Source organism: Achromobacter pestifer, from assembly GCF_013267355.1.
In the GTDB taxonomy this organism is placed as follows: Bacteria; Pseudomonadota; Gammaproteobacteria; order Burkholderiales; family Burkholderiaceae_B; genus Achromobacter; species Achromobacter pestifer_A.
Map to the genome: position 1 here is coordinate 1,465,111 of NZ_CP053985.1, position 19,382 is coordinate 1,484,492.

The 19,382-nt window shown below is 64.6% G+C and carries 23 protein-coding genes and 2 tRNA genes; 17 read left to right on the plus strand and 8 right to left on the minus strand.

The window, feature by feature from the left end:
* Positions 1-15: 15 nt before the first annotated feature.
* The 8 genes from FOC84_RS07205 to FOC84_RS07240 all read left to right on the plus strand — a co-directional run bounded on the left by FOC84_RS07205 (position 16) and on the right by FOC84_RS07240 (position 4,667).
* Positions 16-699, plus strand: coding sequence for a pilus assembly protein (locus FOC84_RS07205; protein ID WP_173143820.1), 684 nt, complete (start codon positions 16-18; stop codon positions 697-699).
* Between the two features lie 71 nt (positions 700-770).
* A complete protein-coding gene (locus FOC84_RS07210) occupies positions 771-1,775 on the plus strand; it encodes a hypothetical protein (RefSeq protein WP_173143821.1) in 1,005 nt (334 codons plus the stop codon).
* Between the two features lie 8 nt (positions 1,776-1,783).
* Complete coding sequence (locus tag FOC84_RS07215; protein ID WP_173143822.1) at positions 1,784-2,284, plus strand: hypothetical protein; 501 nt, start codon at positions 1,784-1,786, stop codon at positions 2,282-2,284.
* A 19-nt stretch (positions 2,285-2,303) separates the two neighbouring features.
* On the plus strand, positions 2,304-2,855 hold the full coding sequence (locus FOC84_RS07220; protein ID WP_173143823.1) for a hypothetical protein: 552 nt from the start codon (positions 2,304-2,306) through the stop codon (positions 2,853-2,855).
* A gap of 35 nt (positions 2,856-2,890) precedes the next feature.
* Positions 2,891-3,544 carry a hypothetical protein gene (locus FOC84_RS07225; protein ID WP_173143824.1) on the plus strand — a complete coding sequence of 218 codons (654 nt, stop codon included), beginning with the start codon at positions 2,891-2,893 and terminating at the stop codon, positions 3,542-3,544.
* A gap of 133 nt (positions 3,545-3,677) precedes the next feature.
* Entirely contained in the window at positions 3,678-4,313 is a 636-nt protein-coding gene (locus FOC84_RS07230) for a ProQ/FinO family protein (protein WP_173143825.1), read from the plus strand.
* A 149-nt stretch (positions 4,314-4,462) separates the two neighbouring features.
* Positions 4,463-4,538 (plus strand) — tRNA-Gly (locus tag FOC84_RS07235).
* A 55-nt stretch (positions 4,539-4,593) separates the two neighbouring features.
* A tRNA-Cys gene (locus tag FOC84_RS07240) sits at positions 4,594-4,667 on the plus strand.
* Between the two features lie 138 nt (positions 4,668-4,805).
* Here the strand turns inward: FOC84_RS07240 and FOC84_RS07245 are convergent.
* The gene (locus tag FOC84_RS07245; RefSeq protein ID WP_173143826.1) at positions 4,806-5,780 is read right to left on the minus strand and encodes a D-2-hydroxyacid dehydrogenase family protein; all 975 of its coding nucleotides are present in this window, start codon (positions 5,778-5,780) and stop codon (positions 4,806-4,808) included.
* Positions 5,781-6,021: 241 nt separating this feature from the next.
* Here FOC84_RS07245 and FOC84_RS07250 point away from each other — a divergent pair, with 241 nt between their 5' ends.
* Together FOC84_RS07250 and FOC84_RS07255 are read left to right on the plus strand one after the other, a co-directional pair.
* A complete protein-coding gene (locus FOC84_RS07250; protein WP_173143827.1) occupies positions 6,022-6,345 on the plus strand; it encodes a hypothetical protein in 324 nt (107 codons plus the stop codon).
* A 2-nt stretch (positions 6,346-6,347) separates the two neighbouring features.
* Entirely contained in the window at positions 6,348-6,938 is a 591-nt protein-coding gene (locus tag FOC84_RS07255; protein WP_173143828.1) for a DUF2946 family protein, read from the plus strand.
* Positions 6,939-6,947: 9 nt separating this feature from the next.
* Here the strand turns inward: FOC84_RS07255 and FOC84_RS07260 are convergent, their stop codons facing one another.
* On the minus strand, positions 6,948-7,412 hold the full coding sequence (locus FOC84_RS07260; RefSeq protein ID WP_173143829.1) for a nuclear transport factor 2 family protein: 465 nt from the start codon (positions 7,410-7,412) through the stop codon (positions 6,948-6,950).
* Positions 7,413-7,508: 96 nt separating this feature from the next.
* A complete protein-coding gene (locus tag FOC84_RS07265; RefSeq protein WP_173143830.1) occupies positions 7,509-7,910 on the minus strand; it encodes a DoxX family protein in 402 nt (133 codons plus the stop codon).
* A gap of 130 nt (positions 7,911-8,040) precedes the next feature.
* Here FOC84_RS07265 and FOC84_RS07270 point away from each other — a divergent pair, with 130 nt between their 5' ends.
* From FOC84_RS07270 to FOC84_RS07290, 5 genes are all read left to right on the plus strand, one after another.
* Positions 8,041-8,973, plus strand: coding sequence for a LysR family transcriptional regulator (locus FOC84_RS07270; protein ID WP_173143831.1), 933 nt, complete (start codon positions 8,041-8,043; stop codon positions 8,971-8,973).
* A gap of 10 nt (positions 8,974-8,983) precedes the next feature.
* A complete protein-coding gene (locus FOC84_RS07275) occupies positions 8,984-9,565 on the plus strand; it encodes an NUDIX hydrolase (protein WP_088138415.1) in 582 nt (193 codons plus the stop codon).
* Positions 9,562-10,335: a leucyl/phenylalanyl-tRNA--protein transferase gene (aat, locus tag FOC84_RS07280; protein ID WP_173143832.1), complete on the plus strand. Its 774-nt coding sequence runs from the start codon at positions 9,562-9,564 to the stop codon at positions 10,333-10,335. Before FOC84_RS07275 ends, aat begins: the two co-directional genes overlap by 4 nt.
* A gap of 42 nt (positions 10,336-10,377) precedes the next feature.
* Positions 10,378-11,115 (plus strand): arginyltransferase, encoded by a 738-nt coding sequence (locus FOC84_RS07285; RefSeq protein WP_173143833.1) that lies wholly within the window; start codon positions 10,378-10,380, stop codon positions 11,113-11,115.
* Between the two features lie 67 nt (positions 11,116-11,182).
* Positions 11,183-12,223 carry a quinone-dependent dihydroorotate dehydrogenase gene (locus FOC84_RS07290; protein WP_173143834.1) on the plus strand — a complete coding sequence of 347 codons (1,041 nt, stop codon included), beginning with the start codon at positions 11,183-11,185 and terminating at the stop codon, positions 12,221-12,223.
* Between the two features lie 149 nt (positions 12,224-12,372).
* On the opposite strand, the gene phaP is transcribed toward FOC84_RS07290, so the two are convergent.
* Positions 12,373-12,951 carry a TIGR01841 family phasin gene (gene phaP / locus FOC84_RS07295; protein ID WP_173143835.1) on the minus strand — a complete coding sequence of 193 codons (579 nt, stop codon included), beginning with the start codon at positions 12,949-12,951 and terminating at the stop codon, positions 12,373-12,375.
* Between the two features lie 373 nt (positions 12,952-13,324).
* Between phaP and FOC84_RS07300 the strand changes: the two genes are divergently transcribed.
* Positions 13,325-14,302, plus strand: coding sequence for a tripartite tricarboxylate transporter substrate binding protein BugD (locus tag FOC84_RS07300; RefSeq protein ID WP_173143836.1), 978 nt, complete (start codon positions 13,325-13,327; stop codon positions 14,300-14,302).
* Positions 14,303-14,380: 78 nt separating this feature from the next.
* On the opposite strand, the gene FOC84_RS07305 is transcribed toward FOC84_RS07300, so the two are convergent.
* From FOC84_RS07305 to FOC84_RS07315, 3 genes are all read right to left on the minus strand, one after another.
* Positions 14,381-15,244, minus strand: coding sequence for an IclR family transcriptional regulator (locus FOC84_RS07305; protein ID WP_173143837.1), 864 nt, complete (start codon positions 15,242-15,244; stop codon positions 14,381-14,383).
* 168 nt (positions 15,245-15,412) lie between these two features.
* Entirely contained in the window at positions 15,413-16,228 is an 816-nt protein-coding gene (locus FOC84_RS07310) for a competence/damage-inducible protein A (protein ID WP_173143838.1), read from the minus strand.
* 34 nt (positions 16,229-16,262) lie between these two features.
* Positions 16,263-17,072, minus strand: a complete 810-nt coding sequence (locus tag FOC84_RS07315) for an EI24 domain-containing protein (protein ID WP_173143839.1) — start codon at positions 17,070-17,072, stop codon at positions 16,263-16,265.
* Between the two features lie 63 nt (positions 17,073-17,135).
* Between FOC84_RS07315 and FOC84_RS07320 the strand changes: the two genes are divergently transcribed.
* Positions 17,136-17,519 carry a thioredoxin family protein gene (locus FOC84_RS07320; RefSeq protein WP_173143840.1) on the plus strand — a complete coding sequence of 128 codons (384 nt, stop codon included), beginning with the start codon at positions 17,136-17,138 and terminating at the stop codon, positions 17,517-17,519.
* 90 nt (positions 17,520-17,609) lie between these two features.
* Here the strand turns inward: FOC84_RS07320 and FOC84_RS07325 are convergent, their stop codons facing one another.
* Positions 17,610-19,091, minus strand: coding sequence for a DEAD/DEAH box helicase (locus tag FOC84_RS07325; protein WP_173143841.1), 1,482 nt, complete (start codon positions 19,089-19,091; stop codon positions 17,610-17,612).
* Positions 19,092-19,382: the final 291 nt, after the last annotated feature.

The window sequence follows — 19,382 nt, forward strand, 5'->3', positions numbered from 1 at the left end:
CGAAGAGGAACCCCGATGCTACGCAAGACTCTGCTCACGCTGTTCGCTTCGATGCTGCTGGCCGCACAACCGGCGCAAGCCGAAGGTGAACTGCTGGTGATGCCGGCCCGAATCAAGGTCTTCAATGGTCACGACTACGGCGTCTCCGTCAGGAACATGGGCGACGGACCGCTCTACCTGTCGGCCACGCTGCAGAAGGTGATGAATCCCGGCCTCGCCCCCGAGGAGCATGTGCCGTTAAGCCAACTCGAGCATCCAGGCCTGCTCGCCAGTCCTGACAAGTTGACGCTGGGACCCGGCCAAAGCCGCACCATCAGCCTGAAGTCGCTATCCGTGCCGGCAGCGGAAGAGATGTATCGCCTGTACGTCGTGCCAGTAAGGGCGATGCAGGTGGAAGAAGCGCCCCAGGACAAGATCAGCGCGCCCATGTCCGTCTCCATAGGCTATGGCGTGCTGGTCCAGCACATGCCTCCTCCGGGTCAGCAACGGTCGGCCTGGTCCTATCGCTGCGAAGGCGAGGGAGTGAGGCTGGAGAACACCGGCAATGTGTCGCTGGTTCTTGCGGATATTGCTTCGCCGGACCGTAGGCAGGAGCAGAACCGGGTGGTCCTGTTTCCTGGCCTGTCCCGACGCTTCGAGGGGCGGGAGCTGAAGATGCTGGTCGGCGATGCGCCGCAGGGCTTCGATTGCCGCGGATGAACACATCAATCACAACCGGGAGGCCAAGTTTGTTCAAACTAGTTTTGGGACAAAGAACATGGGCAGGACTCATGCCCGCTGTTCTGGCGCTCAGCGCAATACTGACGAACGGGGACGCCTCGGCGAACGAAAACGCCTGGGGCGCCAACCTCGAATACAGCAACATGAGCAATGGCTATAGCAATTGCACTTATCAGGACAATGGCAACGGCACCAGTACAGTGGGCGTGACCATCAGCTACAAGAGCGCTTGGGGTCACCTTGGCAACCGGCCATTCAGATCCCGGGGAGTTTTGGTCTACACCTATGACAAGAATGGCAATCTGCAAAATAGCGACATCCTCGCCCGCGACGTCTACATGGACGGCACGCGGCACACGGGAATGTCAAGCAACCGCAGCTTCGGCGTGTTCTACAACGTAACCATGGGGCGCCCCTTTGCGTCCTGGCACGTGACGAACGCCCAAACCGTGCGGGTATTAGTCAATATTGACAACAAATTTCTGACGCAGTGGCCTGCAATAGGGGTAAGAGCCGGAAACGTCTCGCAGGTCAACATTTACGCCGAAATCACCGGCCTGGCCTATATCGGCGTGAACAATTCTTCGGGCAACTGCAATGTGATCACCGAGCCCGAAATTCCGCCACCGCCCGTAGATGCAAAGATCACCATGTCGGCGCCCGATTGGGACTTGGGAGAGCTGCCACAGGGGACTGCAACGAGAACGCCTTTTCATGGCGTCGGCGACCAACTGTGCTTCACTTATGACAACCTCAAATGGACAGGATTGCGCTACGCCATCAACGCCACCAACCAGAATGGCCTGTCAGGTAACGGTTCATACCAACTCAGGCACCTGACCTCGCCTGCCGACACGGTGCCATACCGGGTCGTACTGCAAGACGCGACGACCAATACCGAAGTCGCGCTGCCCAACACAAGCAATGCAGTTTCCGCCTTAGGCAACAACGGACGCGATTGCTTCTTCCCCACGTTCACGGCCGACACGCCGAAGGCAGCGAAAGAGGGCGACTACAGCGACGTGCTCACCTTCACGGTCGTCGCGCGGCCTTAGTTCATACCATGCGCCGTCATGCCCTTCCCCGGCAATTCGCCCGCCACACCGCGTTTGTCGTCGCCGCACTCGCCCTGCCCTGGCCCCAGCACAGCCAGGGGGCCGGCATCCTGCACCTGCCGAGGGCGGAACTGCGCCTGGAGCCCGGTCGAGCGCCGGGCGAACTGCTGGCGGAAAACCGCGGCGACAGCCCGCTCTATCTGGATGTGGAGCAGCAGCTGCTGCTCAATCCCGGATCGACGCCCGAAGTGCTGGTGCCCGTGGGCGAGACCGAACAACCCGGCTTGCTGGTCACCCCCAACCGCCTGATCCTGGCGCCCGGACAACAGTACCGGATGAGCGTGCGTGTCTTGACTACACCTGCCCGCACGCAAGTCTGGCGTATCACCTTCCGGCCCAGGGAGCGGGTGATTCTGAAAGACGGCGAGGCCGATGGCAGCGCTCCCTTGATCATCAATATGGCGTACGGCGTGCTGATCTATCAAATCGCCGTGCACGATCAGCCTTGAATCCCATGAGAACCGTCACATGAACAGAATTTCGGTCCGCGCCTGCCTGATGCTGGTCCTGGGAATGCTCCCTGCCGCAGCCTCCGCCGTGGATATCGTCCTGACCGGCGATACCACGAGCACGATCCGCGCCACGGTCAAGGCCTCCAACAGGCTGCTGGTCACGGACGACAAGGGTGGCTGGTTCGACCAGGGTTTGGCCATGCAACAGTTGCGCGGTTGGAAATCGCCGTATGAGACGCGGGCACGCTTGCGCATCGTGTCCTCGAGCGGCGCGTTTCAGGTACGCATGGAGCGGCCGCTGGAAATCCGCAACACGGCCAACGCGGCCCAGGTCTTCCGTCAGCCCAAGGTTTCCCTGGCAGCGGAAGACGGGGAGCAGAAAACCCTGGACGTCGGCCAGGACGTGAAATTCCTGAATCCGTTTGCGCCGGTTGCGGGCGAGGACTCCATCGGCTACTACGGGCTGGCGATTTCGGCCTACCCGCCGGAAGGCAACTTCAAGGAGACCGCAGGCAGCTATGTCGGCGAGCTGTCGCTGGTCTTTGAACCGACTGCCCGGATCCCTTGAGGTGCTGTGCGCGGCCGGACTTCACGGAGATGCGGATGAAACCCTTCGATTGCCTGCTGTTGCTTCTTGCGTCCTGGCTTGCCGCGCCAGCCTCCGCACATATCGACGTGACGCCCAAGCTCGCGGTCGTGCAAGGCAAGCCGGCCTCGGTCCATATCGTCAACCAAGGCGATCGCGCGGAGTACGTGTCCATTACCCTGTCGCGCCTGCTCAACCCTGGCGTCGAGACTGAACCGGAGCGCCTGGAGCCTGTCGCGCAAACGGAGCAGCCTGCGCTCTACGTCTATCCGTTCAAACTATCGCTCGCGCCCGGACAAAGCAAGACCATCACCCTCAAGCCTCTGGCGCAGGTGGAGCAGGAACAGATCTACCGGCTGGACATCAAGCCGGTCGTCAACCTGCTGGATCGGGCGGGACAAGGCACCTCCGGCAACGTGGTCGTCACCCTGGCGTTCAGCACCCTGGTCAGGCTGCTGCCGCCAAGCGAAACTTCAGAGCTGTCGCTGCGCTGCGTAGCGGAAGGCGCCTGGCTCGCCGCGTCGGGCAACGTGCGCTATCAGGTCAAGGACGCCGTCGTCGATGGCCGGCCCGTGGATCCATTCAACGTCTATCCGGGCACGCCCATTCTGCTGAAAGGCCGCGCAATACAAGTTCCCGGCCAGCCAGCCTGCCCGCTCGCCGGGGGCTGATTCCCCGCAAATCAGTCCAAGGCGCCGCCGGCGGCCATGGCGCCAACGCCACACATGTGCCCCTCGACAGTGCTGCATTCGCACACTTGCGGTAACCTTCAGCCTGAACAAATCTGAGGTGTTGGAAATAACAATGGGTTTTGAAAAACTTGCCGACCTGCGCGAGCAGCTGCGGGCACAGGCTCAAAAGGCGGTGCCGGTCCAACCGAAGGCGGCAGGCCGGACAAAGAAGCGGGAGCCTGATGAAGCGAAGGCTACGGCGCGGCCGCAGCAAAAGCGCGAATCTGGTCAAGCGAAGGCTGCTGCCCGCCCGCAGCAAAAGCGCGAGCCCGTCGACCCCGTGGTCGAGGCCATCTGGCGCCTGCAGAAGCACTTCCCGCAGGCTTTCCCAAAGAATCCCGCGCCGAAGCTGCCGCTCAAGCAGGGCATCCTGGCCGACGCGGCCCAGCATCTCGAAAAGCTGGGCATGACGGAAGAGCAGCTCAAGCAGGCCATCGCCACTTGGTGCAAGGGCAGCCGCTACTGGGGCAGCATGGTCGCTGACGCCACCCGCGTCGACCTGCAAGGCCAGCCTGCGGGCACGGTGACGGCGGAGCAAGCCGCCTATGCGCGCCGCCAGGCTTCGCGCCGGCCGGCCGGCAAGGCTCGTCCCGCGAAGAACGCCGCCGCGCCGGCCTCGTCGCCGGCCGAGGCGCCTACTGCTGCGCCCGCGCCTGATTCCGCGCCTGACTCCGCGGCCGCCACGCCCGCCCCCGGCGACACAGCCTGACGGCCCGCATAGCCCGGCAAGCGGGGACTTTTTCACCTCCCCGCCTTGCCAGGCTACACAAGCCCTAAATTCTGTGTATAATCGCTGTCTTTGGTGGACACGGCCTTCTGAAAACCAAGTCAGAAGTCACACCAAAACGCAGTACCCCCGCGGGAGTAGCTCAGTTGGTAGAGCGCAACCTTGCCAAGGTTGAGGTCGCGAGTTCGAGACTCGTCTCCCGCTCCAAATACAAAAAGGAAGCAACGGCCAACACCGCGCTTCCTTTTTTCTTGCAAGTGCTGGCGCAATGGCAGAGTGGTTATGCAGCGGATTGCAAATCCGTGTACGTCGGTTCGATTCCGGCTTGCGCCTCCAGCGATTTCTCAAAACCCGCAGATGAAAATCTGCGGGTTTTTTGTTTTTCCGGCCCTTTGATCGCCGCACTGGATCGTCGCACTGCGGACCATTCGGCCCCGCTGGCAGCCAACGAAGCCTGGCGTTCCAGGGATTCGTTCATGCGGACACCACCTGCGGATTCACCATATTTACTGGTTTCCCGGCCGCAAAAGCGAGAATCTGGTTGAACACGTCCTTGAACTGCAGATCCCATTCTTCGTAGGTCACGTAGCCTATATGGGGTGTGCATAGAACGTTGGGCATACGCAAGAGCGGGTCCGCGGTATCGGTCAACGGCTCTTGCTCGAACACGTCCAGCGCCGCCATGGCCGGACGTTTGGCCTGCAGCGCAGGCGCCAGGGCGCCGGGTTCGATAAGCCCCGCGCGGCTGGTGTTCACCAGCAGCGAACCGTCCTTCATGCCCGCGAGATCCGCCGCCGTGACGATCCCCTTGGTGGCGGGGACCAGGCGCATGTGCAGCGACAGCACGTCACAAGAGGAGAAGAACTCCGTCTTGGACGCCGCAATGTCGTAGCCGTCGTCACGCGCGCGCTGCAGCGATTCGGGACGAGCCCAGACCAGCACCCGCATGCCGAACGCCCGCGCGTAGCCCGCAACGACGCTGCCAATGCGCCCATAGCCAAAGATTCCCATGGTCTTGCCTCGGACGGTGTGGCCCACGCCGCATTGCCAATGGCCCTGACGCATGGACTCCACCTGTTGCGGCAGTTGGCGCATGGCGGCCAGCACCAGCGCCCAGGTCAACTCGGCAGCAGCATACGAAGGCGTATCCGCATGCAGATCGGAGCACACAAGGACTCCATGGTCGGTGCATGCAGCGATATCTATGTGCGGATAGACGCTGCGCTGGCTGATCAGGCGCAGCTTGGGCAACCGTTCGATCAGTTCGCGGCGTATGGTGGTGCGCTCGCGGATCAGGACCAGTACTTCCGTATCGGCGAGGCGTTGCGCGAGCACGTCGACATCTTCGACGTGATCCGTCCAAACGGTGACCTCGTGATCGCGCAGCAGGGCATAACAAGGCAGGCGGCGCAGGGTGTCGAACCAGTCATCCAGAATAGCGATCTTCATGTTTGGAACTCGCCAGTTAGAAGTGAAGGCTCAAGTTTTACGCTGCTTCTGGCCCCTCGTAAAATAAAACAACGGCGTTCACTCACCCCTCGCGCGAGACCGTCGCGGCGGCCACCCTCCCGCCTGGGCAATTGACGTCAGGTACGATTGCGGCTTTTCCCCAGCATCTCGTTACGCATCACTACGCGCCGGCAATCAAATGATTGCTAAGGTGACGCCGTTTGCAACTGACGACGATCCCATGCGCACGCTTCCGAACTCCCGAGCCCGCTCTTCCTCCGCGCTGCTGACGCTGTCCACGGCGGCATTGCTCACGCTGGCCCCGCTTGCGGCGCAGGCGGACTCGGACAAGCACCGCCACCGCCACGGCCGCGAGTATAAAGAGCAATACTGGGACGGCGCCTGTAAGGTCGAGCGCAAATGGAAGCGCAACGGCGACTACCAGGAAAAGCGCAAGTGCCGGGACGACTACCGCCATGGCTACATGCCGCAGCCGGTGGTGGTGCCTGCGATGCCGGCGCCCGCCATCATCATCAACCCTCCTCCCATCATCATCCGGCCCTGAACATGGATCAATCGGTGAAGGACGCGCTGGCCCGCTGGCCCGACGTGCCGGCGGTTTACGGCTGGCTGTCGCTGGACGCGCGCGGCCGCTGGCGTCTGCACCCGCAAGGCCAGGCGGCCGCCGGCGGTCCGGGCGAGTCCATCACCAATACGCAGATCCTGGAATTCATCAGCCGCAACTACGAACACGACGAGGCCGGCCGCTGGTTTTTCCAGAATGGTCCCCAACGCGTGTTCCTGCGCCTGGACGCCGCGCCCTACGTGCTGCGCTTGAACGACGACAGCAGCGGGCTGCTCACGCACACGAACGTGACGGTCGATTCGGTCGACGGGTGGAGGCTGGACGACGCGGGACAACTGTATGCGATGACGCCCTTGGGCGCGGGCATCGTGCTCGACCGCGATCTGCAGCCGCTGCTGGAGAAGATGGTCACGGCGCAAGGCGCACCGCTGCTCGATGCGCTGGCAGACCTTGCCCCCGGCAGCGCAATCCCGGCTGTCCTGCCCGGGATCTACCCGGCCGCGCCCCTGGCGCTGATCGCGCAAAAGGACGTGGCGCGGGAATTGGGCTTCGAAGCGAATCCCCGCGCCTGAACGGCGCCCTCAGAACATGCCGTTGGGATTGGCGGACTGCTCGGGAATGGGCTGCACCGCGTCCCAGTGTTCCACGATCTTGCCCTGCTCCAGGCGGAAGATGTCGATGATGGCGCTGCCACGGTCGCCGGGCTGGCGCACCGCATGCACGTGCAAGATCACGTAGTCGCCGTCGGTGAAGACGCGCTTGATCTCGCTGCGCGACTGCGGAAACTTGTCGCGCAGGAAGGCGATGAACTTGCGGAAGCCTTCGGGCCCGTCCGCGGCGTTCGGGTTGTGCTGCACATAGCGGTCGCCCACGTACTTCAAGGCGGCGTCCGCGTCCTTCTGGTTCAGGCCCTTCTCGTAGAAGGCCAGCACGGCCGCCTTGTTGGCGGCTTCCTGTTCGGCGGAGGCATGGGCGGCGGGAGACAAGGCCAGGGCCAGCATGGCCGCGGCGGCGGCGCGCTTGAAGTAGGACTTCGGGAAGGACATGGAAACTCCGGAAATGGAAAACGGCCGGGCCATTCTATGGGCCGGCCGTCCTGCAGGCCACGTCCGCGGCGGTAGACAGACTGGTGCGCGCAGCGATCAGCCGCGGCCGCTCTTGACCAGCGCGAACTTGCCGTCGCCCAACAGCGCCAGCACGGCAGCCGCCACGGTCAGGAAGATCGGATATTCCCAGCCGCCGCCGGCATTGCCGAAGCCCCAGCCATTGGGAAAATGCACCGTCGACGCCACGAACAACTGCACCACGGCGATGGCGGCGATCCAGCGCGGCACGACGCCCAGGATCAGCAGCACGCCGGCGCCGACCTCGAAAAACGTCACCGGATAGGCCAGCCAGCCGGCGAAGCCGATCTTGGCGAAGAACTGCGCGGTGCCGGGCAGCGTGAACACCAGCAGCTTGGTCAGGCCATGGGCCAGGAACATGACGCCGAGCGCCACGCGCAGCAACAGCGCGGCATAGGGCGCGGTACGGGTATCAACCATTGCACTCTCCTAGAGCGGTAGGGGAATCGCCCAGGACGGGAAGATTCTTGATGAGCGCTATTCTTGCGATTCCAAAAACAAAGATAAACATGCAGAATTGCAAATTATTGTTCCCCGATAGGAAACAATCTTGGACACGCACACCGCCATGCAGACCTATGCCAAGGTCGTGGAACTGGGCTCATTCGCGGCCGCGGCCGACAAGATGGGCCAGGCCCGCTCCGTGGTCACGCGCCAGATCGCCTATCTGGAACAGAAGTACGGCGTACGCCTGCTGAACCGCACCACGCGCAAGCTGAGCATGACCGACGCCGGACGCGCCTTCTACGAACGCGTGCGGCCCATCCTGGCCGAGGTGGCCGACCTGGAGCTGTCGCTGCAGGCCGAGGGCCAGCGCCCCAGCGGCCGCCTGCGGGTGAGCGCGCCGGTGTCGTTCGGCATCCTGCACCTGGGGCCGGCAATTGCCGAGTACCTGCAGCGCTATCCAGACGTGATCATCGATCTGGACCTGAACGACCGCGTGGTGGACCTGGTGGAAGACGGCTACGACGTGGCGGTGCGCATCGGTCCGCTGCAGGATTCCTCGCTGGTCGCGCGGCCGCTGGCGCCGCAGCAGTTGCTGGTCTGCGCCGCCCCCGGCTACCTGCAACGCCACGGCACGCCGCAGACGCCCGAGGAACTGAAGCAGCACCGCTGCCTGCATTACGCCTACGCCAGCACCGGCAATGAATGGCATTTCGAGAAGGACGGCGTGACCCATCTGGTGCGCGTGAACGCGGCCCTGCGGGCCAACAACGGCGACGTGCTGCGGACGGCGGCGCTGGCCGGCCACGGCATCATCCTGCAGCCCGATTTCCTGGTGGGCGACGACATCCGTGCCCACCGCCTGGTCGCGCTGCTGACCGATTACGCCCACACCCCGATCTCCATGTACGCCGTCTACCCGCACCGGCGCTTCCTGTCGCCCAAGGTACGATCCTTCGTGGAACATCTGGAGGGCCGCTTCGGCACCCCCTCCCCGGCCGTTCCGGGCCGGCGCGCCAGCCCCCGCCGCAGCCGTTAGAATCGTACCCATGACCGCAAAATCGCCCCTCGAATACTTCCCCGCGCCGCGCCGTTCGCATTTCTGCAGCCAATGCGGCTCGCCCATCAGCCGCCGGGTTCCCGAAGGCGACAACCGCGAACGCGACATCTGCGATCACTGCGGCGCGATCCACTACCAGAATCCGCGGCTGGTGGTCGGCACCGTGCCGGTCTGGGAGAACCGCGTCCTGCTGTGCCGGCGCGCGATCGAACCGCGCTACAACACCTGGACCCTGCCCGCCGGCTTCATGGAACTGGGCGAAAGCACCGCGCAGGGCGCCGCCCGCGAAACGCTGGAGGAATCCGGCGCACGCATCAAGCTGGGCGAGCTATACACCATCATCGACCTGCCCCAGATCGATCAGGTGCACGTGTTCTACCTGGCCCAGGCGCTGTCGGCCGACCTCGACCCCGGCCCCGAAAGCCTGGAGGCGCGCTTTTTCGACGAATCCGAGATCCCCTGGGACGACCTGGCGTTCCGCACCGTGGCGACCACGCTGCGCCATTACTTCGACGACCGCAAGCAGGGCGTGTATCCCCCCCATCACTACACCCTAGAATCGCACCGTTGAAACTGCCCTGGCTAGCCGTCGACACCCCTTTTCCGCCCGCGGAATTTGCGCTTGCGGATCCCGACGGCCTGCTCGCGGCGGGCGCGGACCTGTCGACATCCAGGCTGATCGAGGCCTACTCCAACGGCATATTCCCCTGGTACTCCGAGGGCGAGCCCATTCTGTGGTGGAGCCCCGATCCGCGCATGGTGCTGGCCGTGAAGGACTTCGCGCCCTCGCATTCGCTGCGCAAGCTGCTGCGCCAGATTGCCAGCCAGGAGCTGGCCGCCGCGCCGCGCGTGCAGGTGCGCGTGGATACCGCTTTCGCCGAGGTGATGGCGCAATGCGCCGCGCCGCGCGACGGCCAGCCCGGCACCTGGATCACCTCCGCCATGCAGCAGGCCTATCGCGCCTGGCATGAGGCCGGCTACGTGCACAGCATCGAAACCTGGATCGACGGTGAACTGGCCGGCGGCCTCTACGGCATCAGCCTGGGCCGCATGTTCTTTGGCGAATCCATGTTCACCCGCGCGCCCAACGCATCGAAAATCGCGCTGGCCTACGTGGTGCGCTACCTCGCCGCGCAAGACGTGCAACGCATCGACTGCCAGCAGCAGACCCGCCACCTGGCCAGTCTGGGCGCGCGCCCCATCCCGCGCGCCGCGTTCCTGCAGCATGTGCGCGCAACCACGGCGCTGCCCCCGATCGCCTGGGCGCGCGGCACGCTGGACAGCACCGGCCGCTTGCATCCCGACACAGCATCGAGCCCGGGGTTCGGCGTTAATATGTAGCCACTCCCCTTGCGGGCCTGCCGCCGCATCGCGGGACCTCCGATGAGCCAGCTCAAAGAACTCCCCTTCTCCACCCTGCAGTTCTACGCCACCGCTCCCTACCCTTGCAGCTATCTGCCGGGTCGCCAGGCACGGTCGCAGGTCGCCGCGCCCGGCCATCTGATCAACGCGGGCACCTATTCGCAACTGGTGGAACAAGGCTTTCGGCGCAGCGGGCTGTTCACCTACCGACCCCATTGCGACAACTGCCACGCCTGCATCCCGGTGCGCGTGGATACCGCGGGCTTCGCGCCCAACCGCAGCCAGCGCCGCGCCTGGCGCGACCACCAGGGCCTGCAGTCGTTCGTGGCCGAGCTGGCCTGGTCGCCCGAGCACTACCGGCTCTATACGCGCTACCAGCAGGGCCGCCATCCGGGCGGCGGCATGGACGAGGACAGCCGCACGCAGTATGCGCAATTCCTGCTCACCAGCCGCGTCAACACCCGCCTGGTCGAGTTCCGCGATGAGACGGGCGAGCTGGTCATGGTGTCCATCATCGACGTGCTGGACGACGGCCTGTCCTCCGTCTACACCTTCTACGATCCCGACATTGCCGGCAGCCTGGGCACCTACAGCATCCTGTGGCAGATCGAGCAATGCCGCACGTTGAACCTGCCCTGGCTGTACCTGGGTTACTGGATCGCCGACAGCCGCAAGATGTCCTACAAATCCAGCTTCCACCCGGCGCAGTTCCTGGTCGACGGCGCGTGGGGCGAGCAGCCCGCCTTGCCGCCCGCCTGATCCGCCCCTCCTTTGGAGCGCCTGGCGCGGCGCAGGGCCGGCAAAATTCGCTCTACAATTCCGCCCCATGTCTATTCTCTTCCACGCCTATCCCCTGGCCCGCCCGGCGCTGTTCGCCATGGACGCGGAAACCGCCCACGAAGTCACCCTGTCGGGCTTGCAGCGCGCCTATGAATGCGGCGCCACGCGCAAGCTCATGCACGCGCAGCCGAAGGCGCCGAGCACGCTGATGGGCTTGCAGCTGGCCAACCCGATCGGGCTGGCCGCGGGCCTGGACAAGAACGGCGCCTATATCGACGCGCTGGGCAACCTGGGATTCGGCTTCATCGAGGTGGGCACGGTGACCCCGCGCGCGCAGCCCGGCAACCCCAAGCCGCGCATGTTCCGGCTGCCGCGCGCCAATGCACTGATCAACCGGCTGGGCTTCAACAACCAGGGGCTGGAGGCCTTCCTGGCCAATGTGCAGCGCAGCGCCTGGCGCAAGCAAGGCGGCATCCTGGGGCTGAACATCGGCAAGAATGCGGACACGCCGATCGAGCGCGCCGCGGACGACTACCTGATCGGACTGGAAGGCGTGTATCCGCATGCCGACTACGTGACGGTGAACATTTCCTCGCCCAACACCAAGAACCTGCGCGCGCTGCAAGGCGGCGACGAACTGTCGGCCCTGCTGGCACAACTGGCGGACAAGCGCCGCATGCTGGAAGACAAGCACCAGCGGCGCGTACCCATGGCGGTGAAGATCGCTCCCGACCTGACGCACGAGCAGATCGATTCCATCGCGGAAACGCTGCCGCGCCATGGCATCGACGGCGTCATCGCCACCAACACCACGCTCTCGCGCGACGCCGTCGCCGGCCAGCCGCATGCCGAGGAAGCGGGCGGCCTGTCAGGCGCCCCGGTGCATGAATTGTCGCTGGCGGTCATCCGCCGCCTGAAGGAAAAGCTGGGCGGCAGCCTGGCGATCATCGGCGTGGGCGGCGTGATGTCGGGCCGCCAGGCCCGCGAAAAGATGGACGCGGGCGCCGACGCGGTGCAGCTCTACACCGGCCTGATCTATCGCGGCCCGGCCCTGGTGGGCGAATGCGTGCGCGCCGTGGCGCGCTGAGCGCAAACGCGGCCGGCATCCACCGGCCATACTGCTAAAAAGCAGGCAAAAAAAAGGGGCCACCCGGTGGGTGGCCCTAATTCCAGCTCTGCTCTGTCACTCAACAGTACTACATAACTACGGTTTGCGCAGCACTGCGCGCCAAAAACTTAGGCGCTGCGACGGCTGCGGCTGGCAACCTTGGTCGCTGCATCGGCAGCATCCGTGGCGGCCTTGAAGGTCGCGTTGGCGGCGGCATTCAGGTTCGACTCGGCGACTTCGGCGGCCTGCTTGGCGGCCTTGGTCATCGAATCGTAGGCGCTGGTCGCGGTGGCCAGCGAGGACTTGATCAGGGCAACAGCGCTTTCGGAGCCGGTCGGGGCGTTCTTGGAGAACTGGTCGACGGCTTCGCTCAGTTGCTGCTGGCTTTCGGCGATCTGGTCTTCGGTCAGCTTGACCAGGCTGGTCTGCACGCCGGCGACGATGTCGTACACGTGCTTGGTGTAGGCCATGGCCTTCTCGGCGCCCGGCTGCAGCAGGCCCGAGGCGAAAGCGGCGGCTTCCTGCGGGTCCTTGACTTCAGCGGCTTGCTGCGACTTCTGGGCGACTTCGTCCAGGGTGGCGCGAACGACCTTCAGGTTCAGTTCGACCAGCTTTTCGAAGCCGGCGAAAACGGCCGTCTGGGCAGCCACGATGGTGTTGATGCTGGCCTTTTGACGGTCCAGGACTTGTTGCGGGATAGCGCTCATAGGATGCTCCATGGGTAGCCGGAGGCTGTCCGGCAAAGAAGGATGGTTGTCTGCGACGAACTATAAAAACGTGCGCGGAAACTGGTACTACAAGCTACCGCCGGCCCGTTTGATGCACTGCACAATTGACATTCTAGACTGGGGAAAATCCTTGTCAAGGAGTTTTTGTGCGACGCAACAAAGAATTGCACTTTGATGGTGCAAGCCTCGCCTGGGTTTGATCCAGCACAAAGGTTTCCCAGGATTCAGGAAATACCCGAAGTGACGTCGTATCAATTGTTTTCTAAACTGCTTTCACGCTGATGACAGACAAATAAACCCACAAGTCGGCGCGCAACAACAAATCGCAGCAAACCCTGCAATTGGAGACCTCATGACCCTCATCCCCCGCACGCTTTCGGCCTTGCTCGCGGCCAGCGCCATGCTCGCAGCCGGCGCCGCCCAAGCCGAATATCCGGATCGCCCCATCAATATGGTGGTGCCGTTCGCCGCTGGCGGCCCGACGGACAACGTCGCGCGTTCGCTCGCGGAAGCCATGCGGCCGAGCCTGGGCCAGACGGTCGTGGTCGAGAACAAGGGCGGCGCCGGCGGCACCATCGGCACCACCCAGGTGGCCCGCGCCCAGCCCGACGGCTACTCCGTCCTGCTGATGCACGCCGGCTTCTCGACGGCGCCCTCGCTGTACAAGAATCCGGGGTACGACCCCTACAAGAGCTTCGAGCCCATCGGCCTGGTGGTCGACGTGCCGATGACCATCATTGCGCGTTCGGACTTCCCGCCGAACAACATCAAGGAACTGGCCGAGTACGTCAAACAGAACAAGGACAAGGTGTCCCTGGCCAACGCCGGCATCGGCGCCGCCAGCCATCTGTGCGGCACCATGCTGGTCGAAGCGCTGGGCGTGCAGCTGCTGACCATCCCCTACAAGGGCACGGCGCCGGCCATGAACGACCTGCTGGGCAAGCAGGTGGACCTGATGTGCGACCAGACCACCAACACCACCCAGCAGATCGACAGCGGCAAGGTGAAGGCCTACGCCGTCACCAGCCTGAAGCGCGTCCCCACGCTGCCGAACCTGCCGACCATGGACGAATCCGGCTACAAGGGTTTTGAAGTGGGCATCTGGCATGGCATGTGGGTGCCGAAGGGCACGCCCAAGCCCGTCGTCGACAAGCTGGTCAAGAGCCTGCAGGCCGGCTTGGCCGATCCCAAATTCCAGGACCGCATGAAGCAGCTGGGCGCCACGGTGCTGACGTCCGACGCCAACCCGCAAGCTCTGGAAGCCAAGGTCAAGCAGCAGGTCCCGCAGTGGGGCGAGCTGTTCAAGAAGGCTGGCGTCGAACAGCAGTAATCGGCGGAAGCGCCTGCATGGCGCACGCAAGAGGAAAGCCCCGTCAGGGGCTTTTCTTTTTGGAGGCCGACCTTATGGTTACGGGCGCAGGGCCTCGGCGGCCATGCCCAGGCCGTTGAAGCCGGCGGACACCGAGGGCTCGTAGCCCAGCGCTTCGGAAATGCTGGCGGCGGTGTCGACCAGCGCCTTGATCCAGTCGTCCTGCAGGCGCTCCGCGGGGGCAGAGATGGACAGACCGGCGACCAGCTTGCCGGTATCATCGAAAATGCCGGCGGCGATGCAGCGCACGCCCAGTTCCAGTTCTTCGTTGTCCCGCGCATAGCCGTGGCGCCGCACCAGCGCCAGTTCACGCTCCAGGCGGTCCAGGTCGGTCAGGCTGTTGCGCGTGTGGCCGGCCAGGCCAGTGCGCAGCGCGTAGGCGCGGACCTGGCGCGCATCGGCCGTGGACAGGAACAGTTTGCCGGTGGAGGTCAGGTGCAGCGGCGCGCGGCCGCCGATGGCGCGGACCACCTGCATGCCGGAACGCTCGCTCCAGGCACGTTCGATGTAGACGATCTCGTCGCCCTGCTGGACCGACAGGTTGATGGTCTGTCCGGTCAGCTTGTGCAGCGAACGCATGGCGGAGATGGCGGCCTCGCGCACGTTCAGGCGCCCCTTGACCAGCGATCCCAGCTCCAGCAGACGCATGCCCAGCTGATACAGGCCGTTGTCGACGCGTTCGACGTAGCGGCCCACGACCAAGTCGTTCAGAATGCGGTGCGCGGTCGATGCATGCAGGCCGGTGGTCGCGGACAGTTCTTTCAGCGTTACCGGATCCGGCTGCGCGGCCAGGGCGTCGAGCAGGCGCATGGCGCGCTCGATCACCTGGATGGCGATGGGATGGGCGGAGGCGCCTTCGGTCTCTGCGTCCAGGGCATTGCGGGTAGTGGGGAGACGGGACATGGAAAGGGGGGCGAGGACAGCTGCGCCGCCTGTAGGGCCCCACCTTCGGGAACCGGACTTGCGGCATCGCAGCAAACAGTTCTTTCCCGTATTGTGAAATTTACTGGCGCGTTTGGCAACCGCTTTTTGTATCAAAAAAAGGGCCGCACATCTAGTGAGGCCCTGATTTCACGCTGCCGGCGGCGGCGCCAGCTTGCCGCCCAGGCGCAGCACCTCGGCCCTCAAGTACTCGAGAGCCTCCGCTGCGGCGGCCGGTTCGCCCTTCACGCCCAGGTCGATATGGGGCGTGCCGCCGGCCTCCCCCACGCTGGGCAGGCTGAACGCCCGCACGCCCGGCCAGCGCGTTTCCACGGTCTGCATGGCCGGGGTGATGCGCGATTCGGGCATGCTGAAAACCAGGAAGGAATGCTCCGCGTGGGCACGCACATGCTGCAGTGCACGATAGCGCGTATCCAAGGTCCATTCCAGCATGGGCCAGGCCATGACGGGAAAGCCCGGCACGAAGGTGTGGTCCTTGATGAAGAAGCCAGGGATGCGGTTGTAGGGATTCGGGACGATCTCGCAGCCTTCCGGAAACACGCCCATCTGCAGCCGCTGCTGGTTTTCCGGCGCGCTCATGTCGGCCGTGCCCTGCCCCTTGGCCGCCATCTCGGCCGTGCGCAACGCGATGGCCTGCTCGGCCTCGGGGTGCAGCGCCAGCGGCAGGCCCAGCGCGGCAGCGGCGGCCTGGCGCGTGTGGTCGTCGGGCGTGCCGCCGATGCCGCCACAGGAAAACACCACATCGCCGGTGGCGAAACTGCGCTTGTAGGTGGCGATGAGCGTGTCGCGGTCGTCGGGCACGATCTCGGCCCAGCCCAGCTGCATGCCGCGCGCGGCCAGCAGTTCGACGATCTTGGAAAAATGCTTGTCCTGACGGCGGCCCGAGAGGATCTCGTCCCCCACGATGATGAGGCCGATACGGCGGGCGGCGGATTCTGCGGCCATGTCCGATTCCAGAAGTTGAGAGGGATGACGCCGGTCAGACATCGATGACACGGTCCTCGCGCAAACGCTTGAGCGCTTCCAGACCATAGTGGGCATAGACCAGGGCCGAGAACACCGGCAGGATGACCCACGCCGGCGGCAACAGGTTCAGCAGCGAGCAGATCAAGCCGATGGTCCAGAAGCCGCCGTTGTTGCGTTCCAGGATGAGCTTGCGTTCGGCGGGGCTGGCGTGTTCGACGATGGCGTCCACGCGCATCATGCGCGAAAACGCGAAGGCCCACCAGAAGATCGACAGCGCGATGGCCATCGGCGGCACCAGCCAGAGCGGCAGCGTCAGCAGCCAGCCCGCGGCAAAGACCAGGGATACCCAGATCGCGTTCCACACGCTGACCGCGGTCGCATGTTTGCCTTGCCGTGTGACGCTCACGTATTCACGCTGGCTGACGTGGCGCAGCACCAGCGGCATCACGAAAACGGCGGCAATCGCCAGGCCCAGGATGCCCGATACCGGCAGCAGGATGGCCACGGCAATGATGGGCACCATATAGACCTTGAGCGAGAACAGCCCCATCGCCAGCATCCAGTCCTCCGCGCGGTTGACGAAGTCCCAGCGCGCCGCCTCGGCCGCCAGCCATTCATTGAGCGGCGTCCAGAACAGGTACAGCAACAACAGCGCCCCCACCAGCGCGATCAGGAACGGCAGCAGCAGCGCGAACAGCATGGAGGGATGGCACTGGGACACCAGCGCGCGCTTGAAGGCCTGGCCCACGCTGACAGCGCCGGCCCCGGCAGCGGAAAATCGGCCGTTGTCGGGCGTGGCGGAATCAGTGCGCAAAGCGGTCATGGAGGAGAAATGAGGGGGTGGACATCCCAGGTATGATAGTCAAACACGCCTTGATCTGCCCACATGTCCCTACTTGTACCCGATACCGACCTGACCGCGCTGCGCGCGCGGCTCGGCTCATCGCCCGACGCCTGGCTGGTGGCCTGTTTCTGCGCGGCCTGGTGCGATACCTGCGAGCAATACAAGCCCAAGCTGCAAGCGCTGGCCGCCGCCATGCCGCGGCACGTCTTCGCCTGGATCGACATCGAGGACCACGCCGAACTGCTGGGTGACGAAGACGTTGAGAACTTCCCCACCCTGCTGGTGCAGATCGGCCCGCGAGTGGTGTTCTACGGCCCGATGCTGCCGCACATCGGCCACCTGGAACGCCTGCTCGAAAGCCTGAATGAAAACAGCGCCGAGGTCGCCACGGCCTTGCCGGACCTGCCGCGCATGCTGGCCGCCTGAGCCGCGGCATGCCGGCGCGCCACGCGCGGCCCAGTCATAAAAAAACCCGCAACGCCCAAGGGCTTGCGGGTTTTTTCATGCAGGCGCTTGTCAGGGCTTGCGGCTGCCGCCCAGCAAGACAGCGACCTGGCGCTTGGGCGCGGAAGATGCGCCATTGGTCCTGGGCGCCGGCTCTTCAGCCGGGGCAGACGGGGTCGAGGGCTCGTAGGGCTTCAGGAAGAAGTCATCCACGGGCTGGCGCGGCGCGCCGGACGAATAGCCGGAACGGCGGTCGGACGAACGGCCGCGATCACCACGGCCGTCACGACCTTCGCGACCTTCGCGACCTTCGCGCGGGGACGAGCTGCGGCGCTCGTCGCTGCGGCGGTGGCTGCGCGCGACCAGTTCGGCCGGCACGTCTAGGGTGCCGCGCGGCACTTCGCGCTTGATGAGTTTTTCGATGTCGAGCAGGAAACGCTCTTCGTCGGGCGTGAACAAGGCAATGGCCTCGCCCGACGCGCCCGCGCGGCCCGTACGGCCGATGCGGTGCACGTAATCTTCGGCGTTGTACGGCAGGTCGTAGTTGATGACGCAGGGCACGCCGGCCACGTCCAGGCCGCGCGCCGCCACGTCGGTGGCCACCAGCACTTCCAGTTCGCCGGCCTTGAAGGCTTCCAGCGCCTTCATGCGGTCGGCCTGCGTCTTGTCGCCGTGGATGGATTCGGCCTTGACGCCGTCGCGTTCCAGGTCGCGGGCCAGCCGCGCCGTGCCGATCTTGGTGTTGGAGAACACGATGACCTGGTTCAGGCCGCGCGACTTCACCAGATGCACGACCGCGGCGCGCTTGGCGTCGCTGGGCATCTTGTAGGCGATCTGGGTGATCGTGTTGGCCGTGGCGTTGCGCGCCGCGACTTCGATCTCGACCGGCTGATTCAGGTACGAACGGCCCAGCTTGCGGATTTCATTGCTGAACGTGGCGGAGAACAACAGGCCCTGGCGCTGCGCGGGCAGCAGGCGGATGATGCGTTCCAGGTCGGGCAGGAAGCCCATGTCCAGCATGCGGTCGGCTTCGTCCAGCACCAGGATGCCGACCTGGCTCAGGTTCACGTTCTTTTGCTCGACGTGGTCGAGCAGGCGGCCGGGCGTGGCCACCAGCACTTCGCAACCGCGGCGCAGGGCTTCCTTCTGCGGACCGATATCCACGCCGCCGAACACCACCGCGGAACGCAGCGGCGTCTGCTTGCTGTAGCGCTTGACGCTTTCGTAGACCTGGTCGGCCAGTTCGCGCGTGGGCGTCAGGATCAGCGCGCGCACCGGATGGCGCGCGGGCGATGCGCTGGTGTTGGCCAAGGGCATCAGGCGGTGCAGGATGGGCAGCGTGAAGGCAGCCGTCTTGCCGGTGCCGGTCTGCGCGGCGCCCATGACGTCGCGCCCTTCCACCACGACGGGAATGGCCTGGGCCTGGATGGGCGTGGGCGTGGTGTAGCCGGTTTCGGCGATGGACTGCAGCAGCAGAGGATGCAGCCCGAAATCGGTGAACGTCGGCGCGGGTGCGTCAGCGGCAGGTGCTACGGATTGAGTGGATTCAGTCATCAGGGTTAGGCAGATACCGGGACCAGTGAAAAAGAACAAAACGAGAGTGCTACGCGCACTGCACTACATAAGCATCGGAACAGCCAGAACACGCGCAATCCGCATCCTGCGTTGCAGGCCAGGCGGCGCATTCTGGATTCGATACTTATGAGGGCAGTACCAGGCCCGGATTGCTGTGGATAACATGATTTTAGCGCAGCCGCATTACCACACGGTCCGACGTCAGTTCGAAAGGCATTGCAAACGCCTTCCGCCAGCCGCCAGGAAGCGCCCGCCGGGCATACCAGGAGC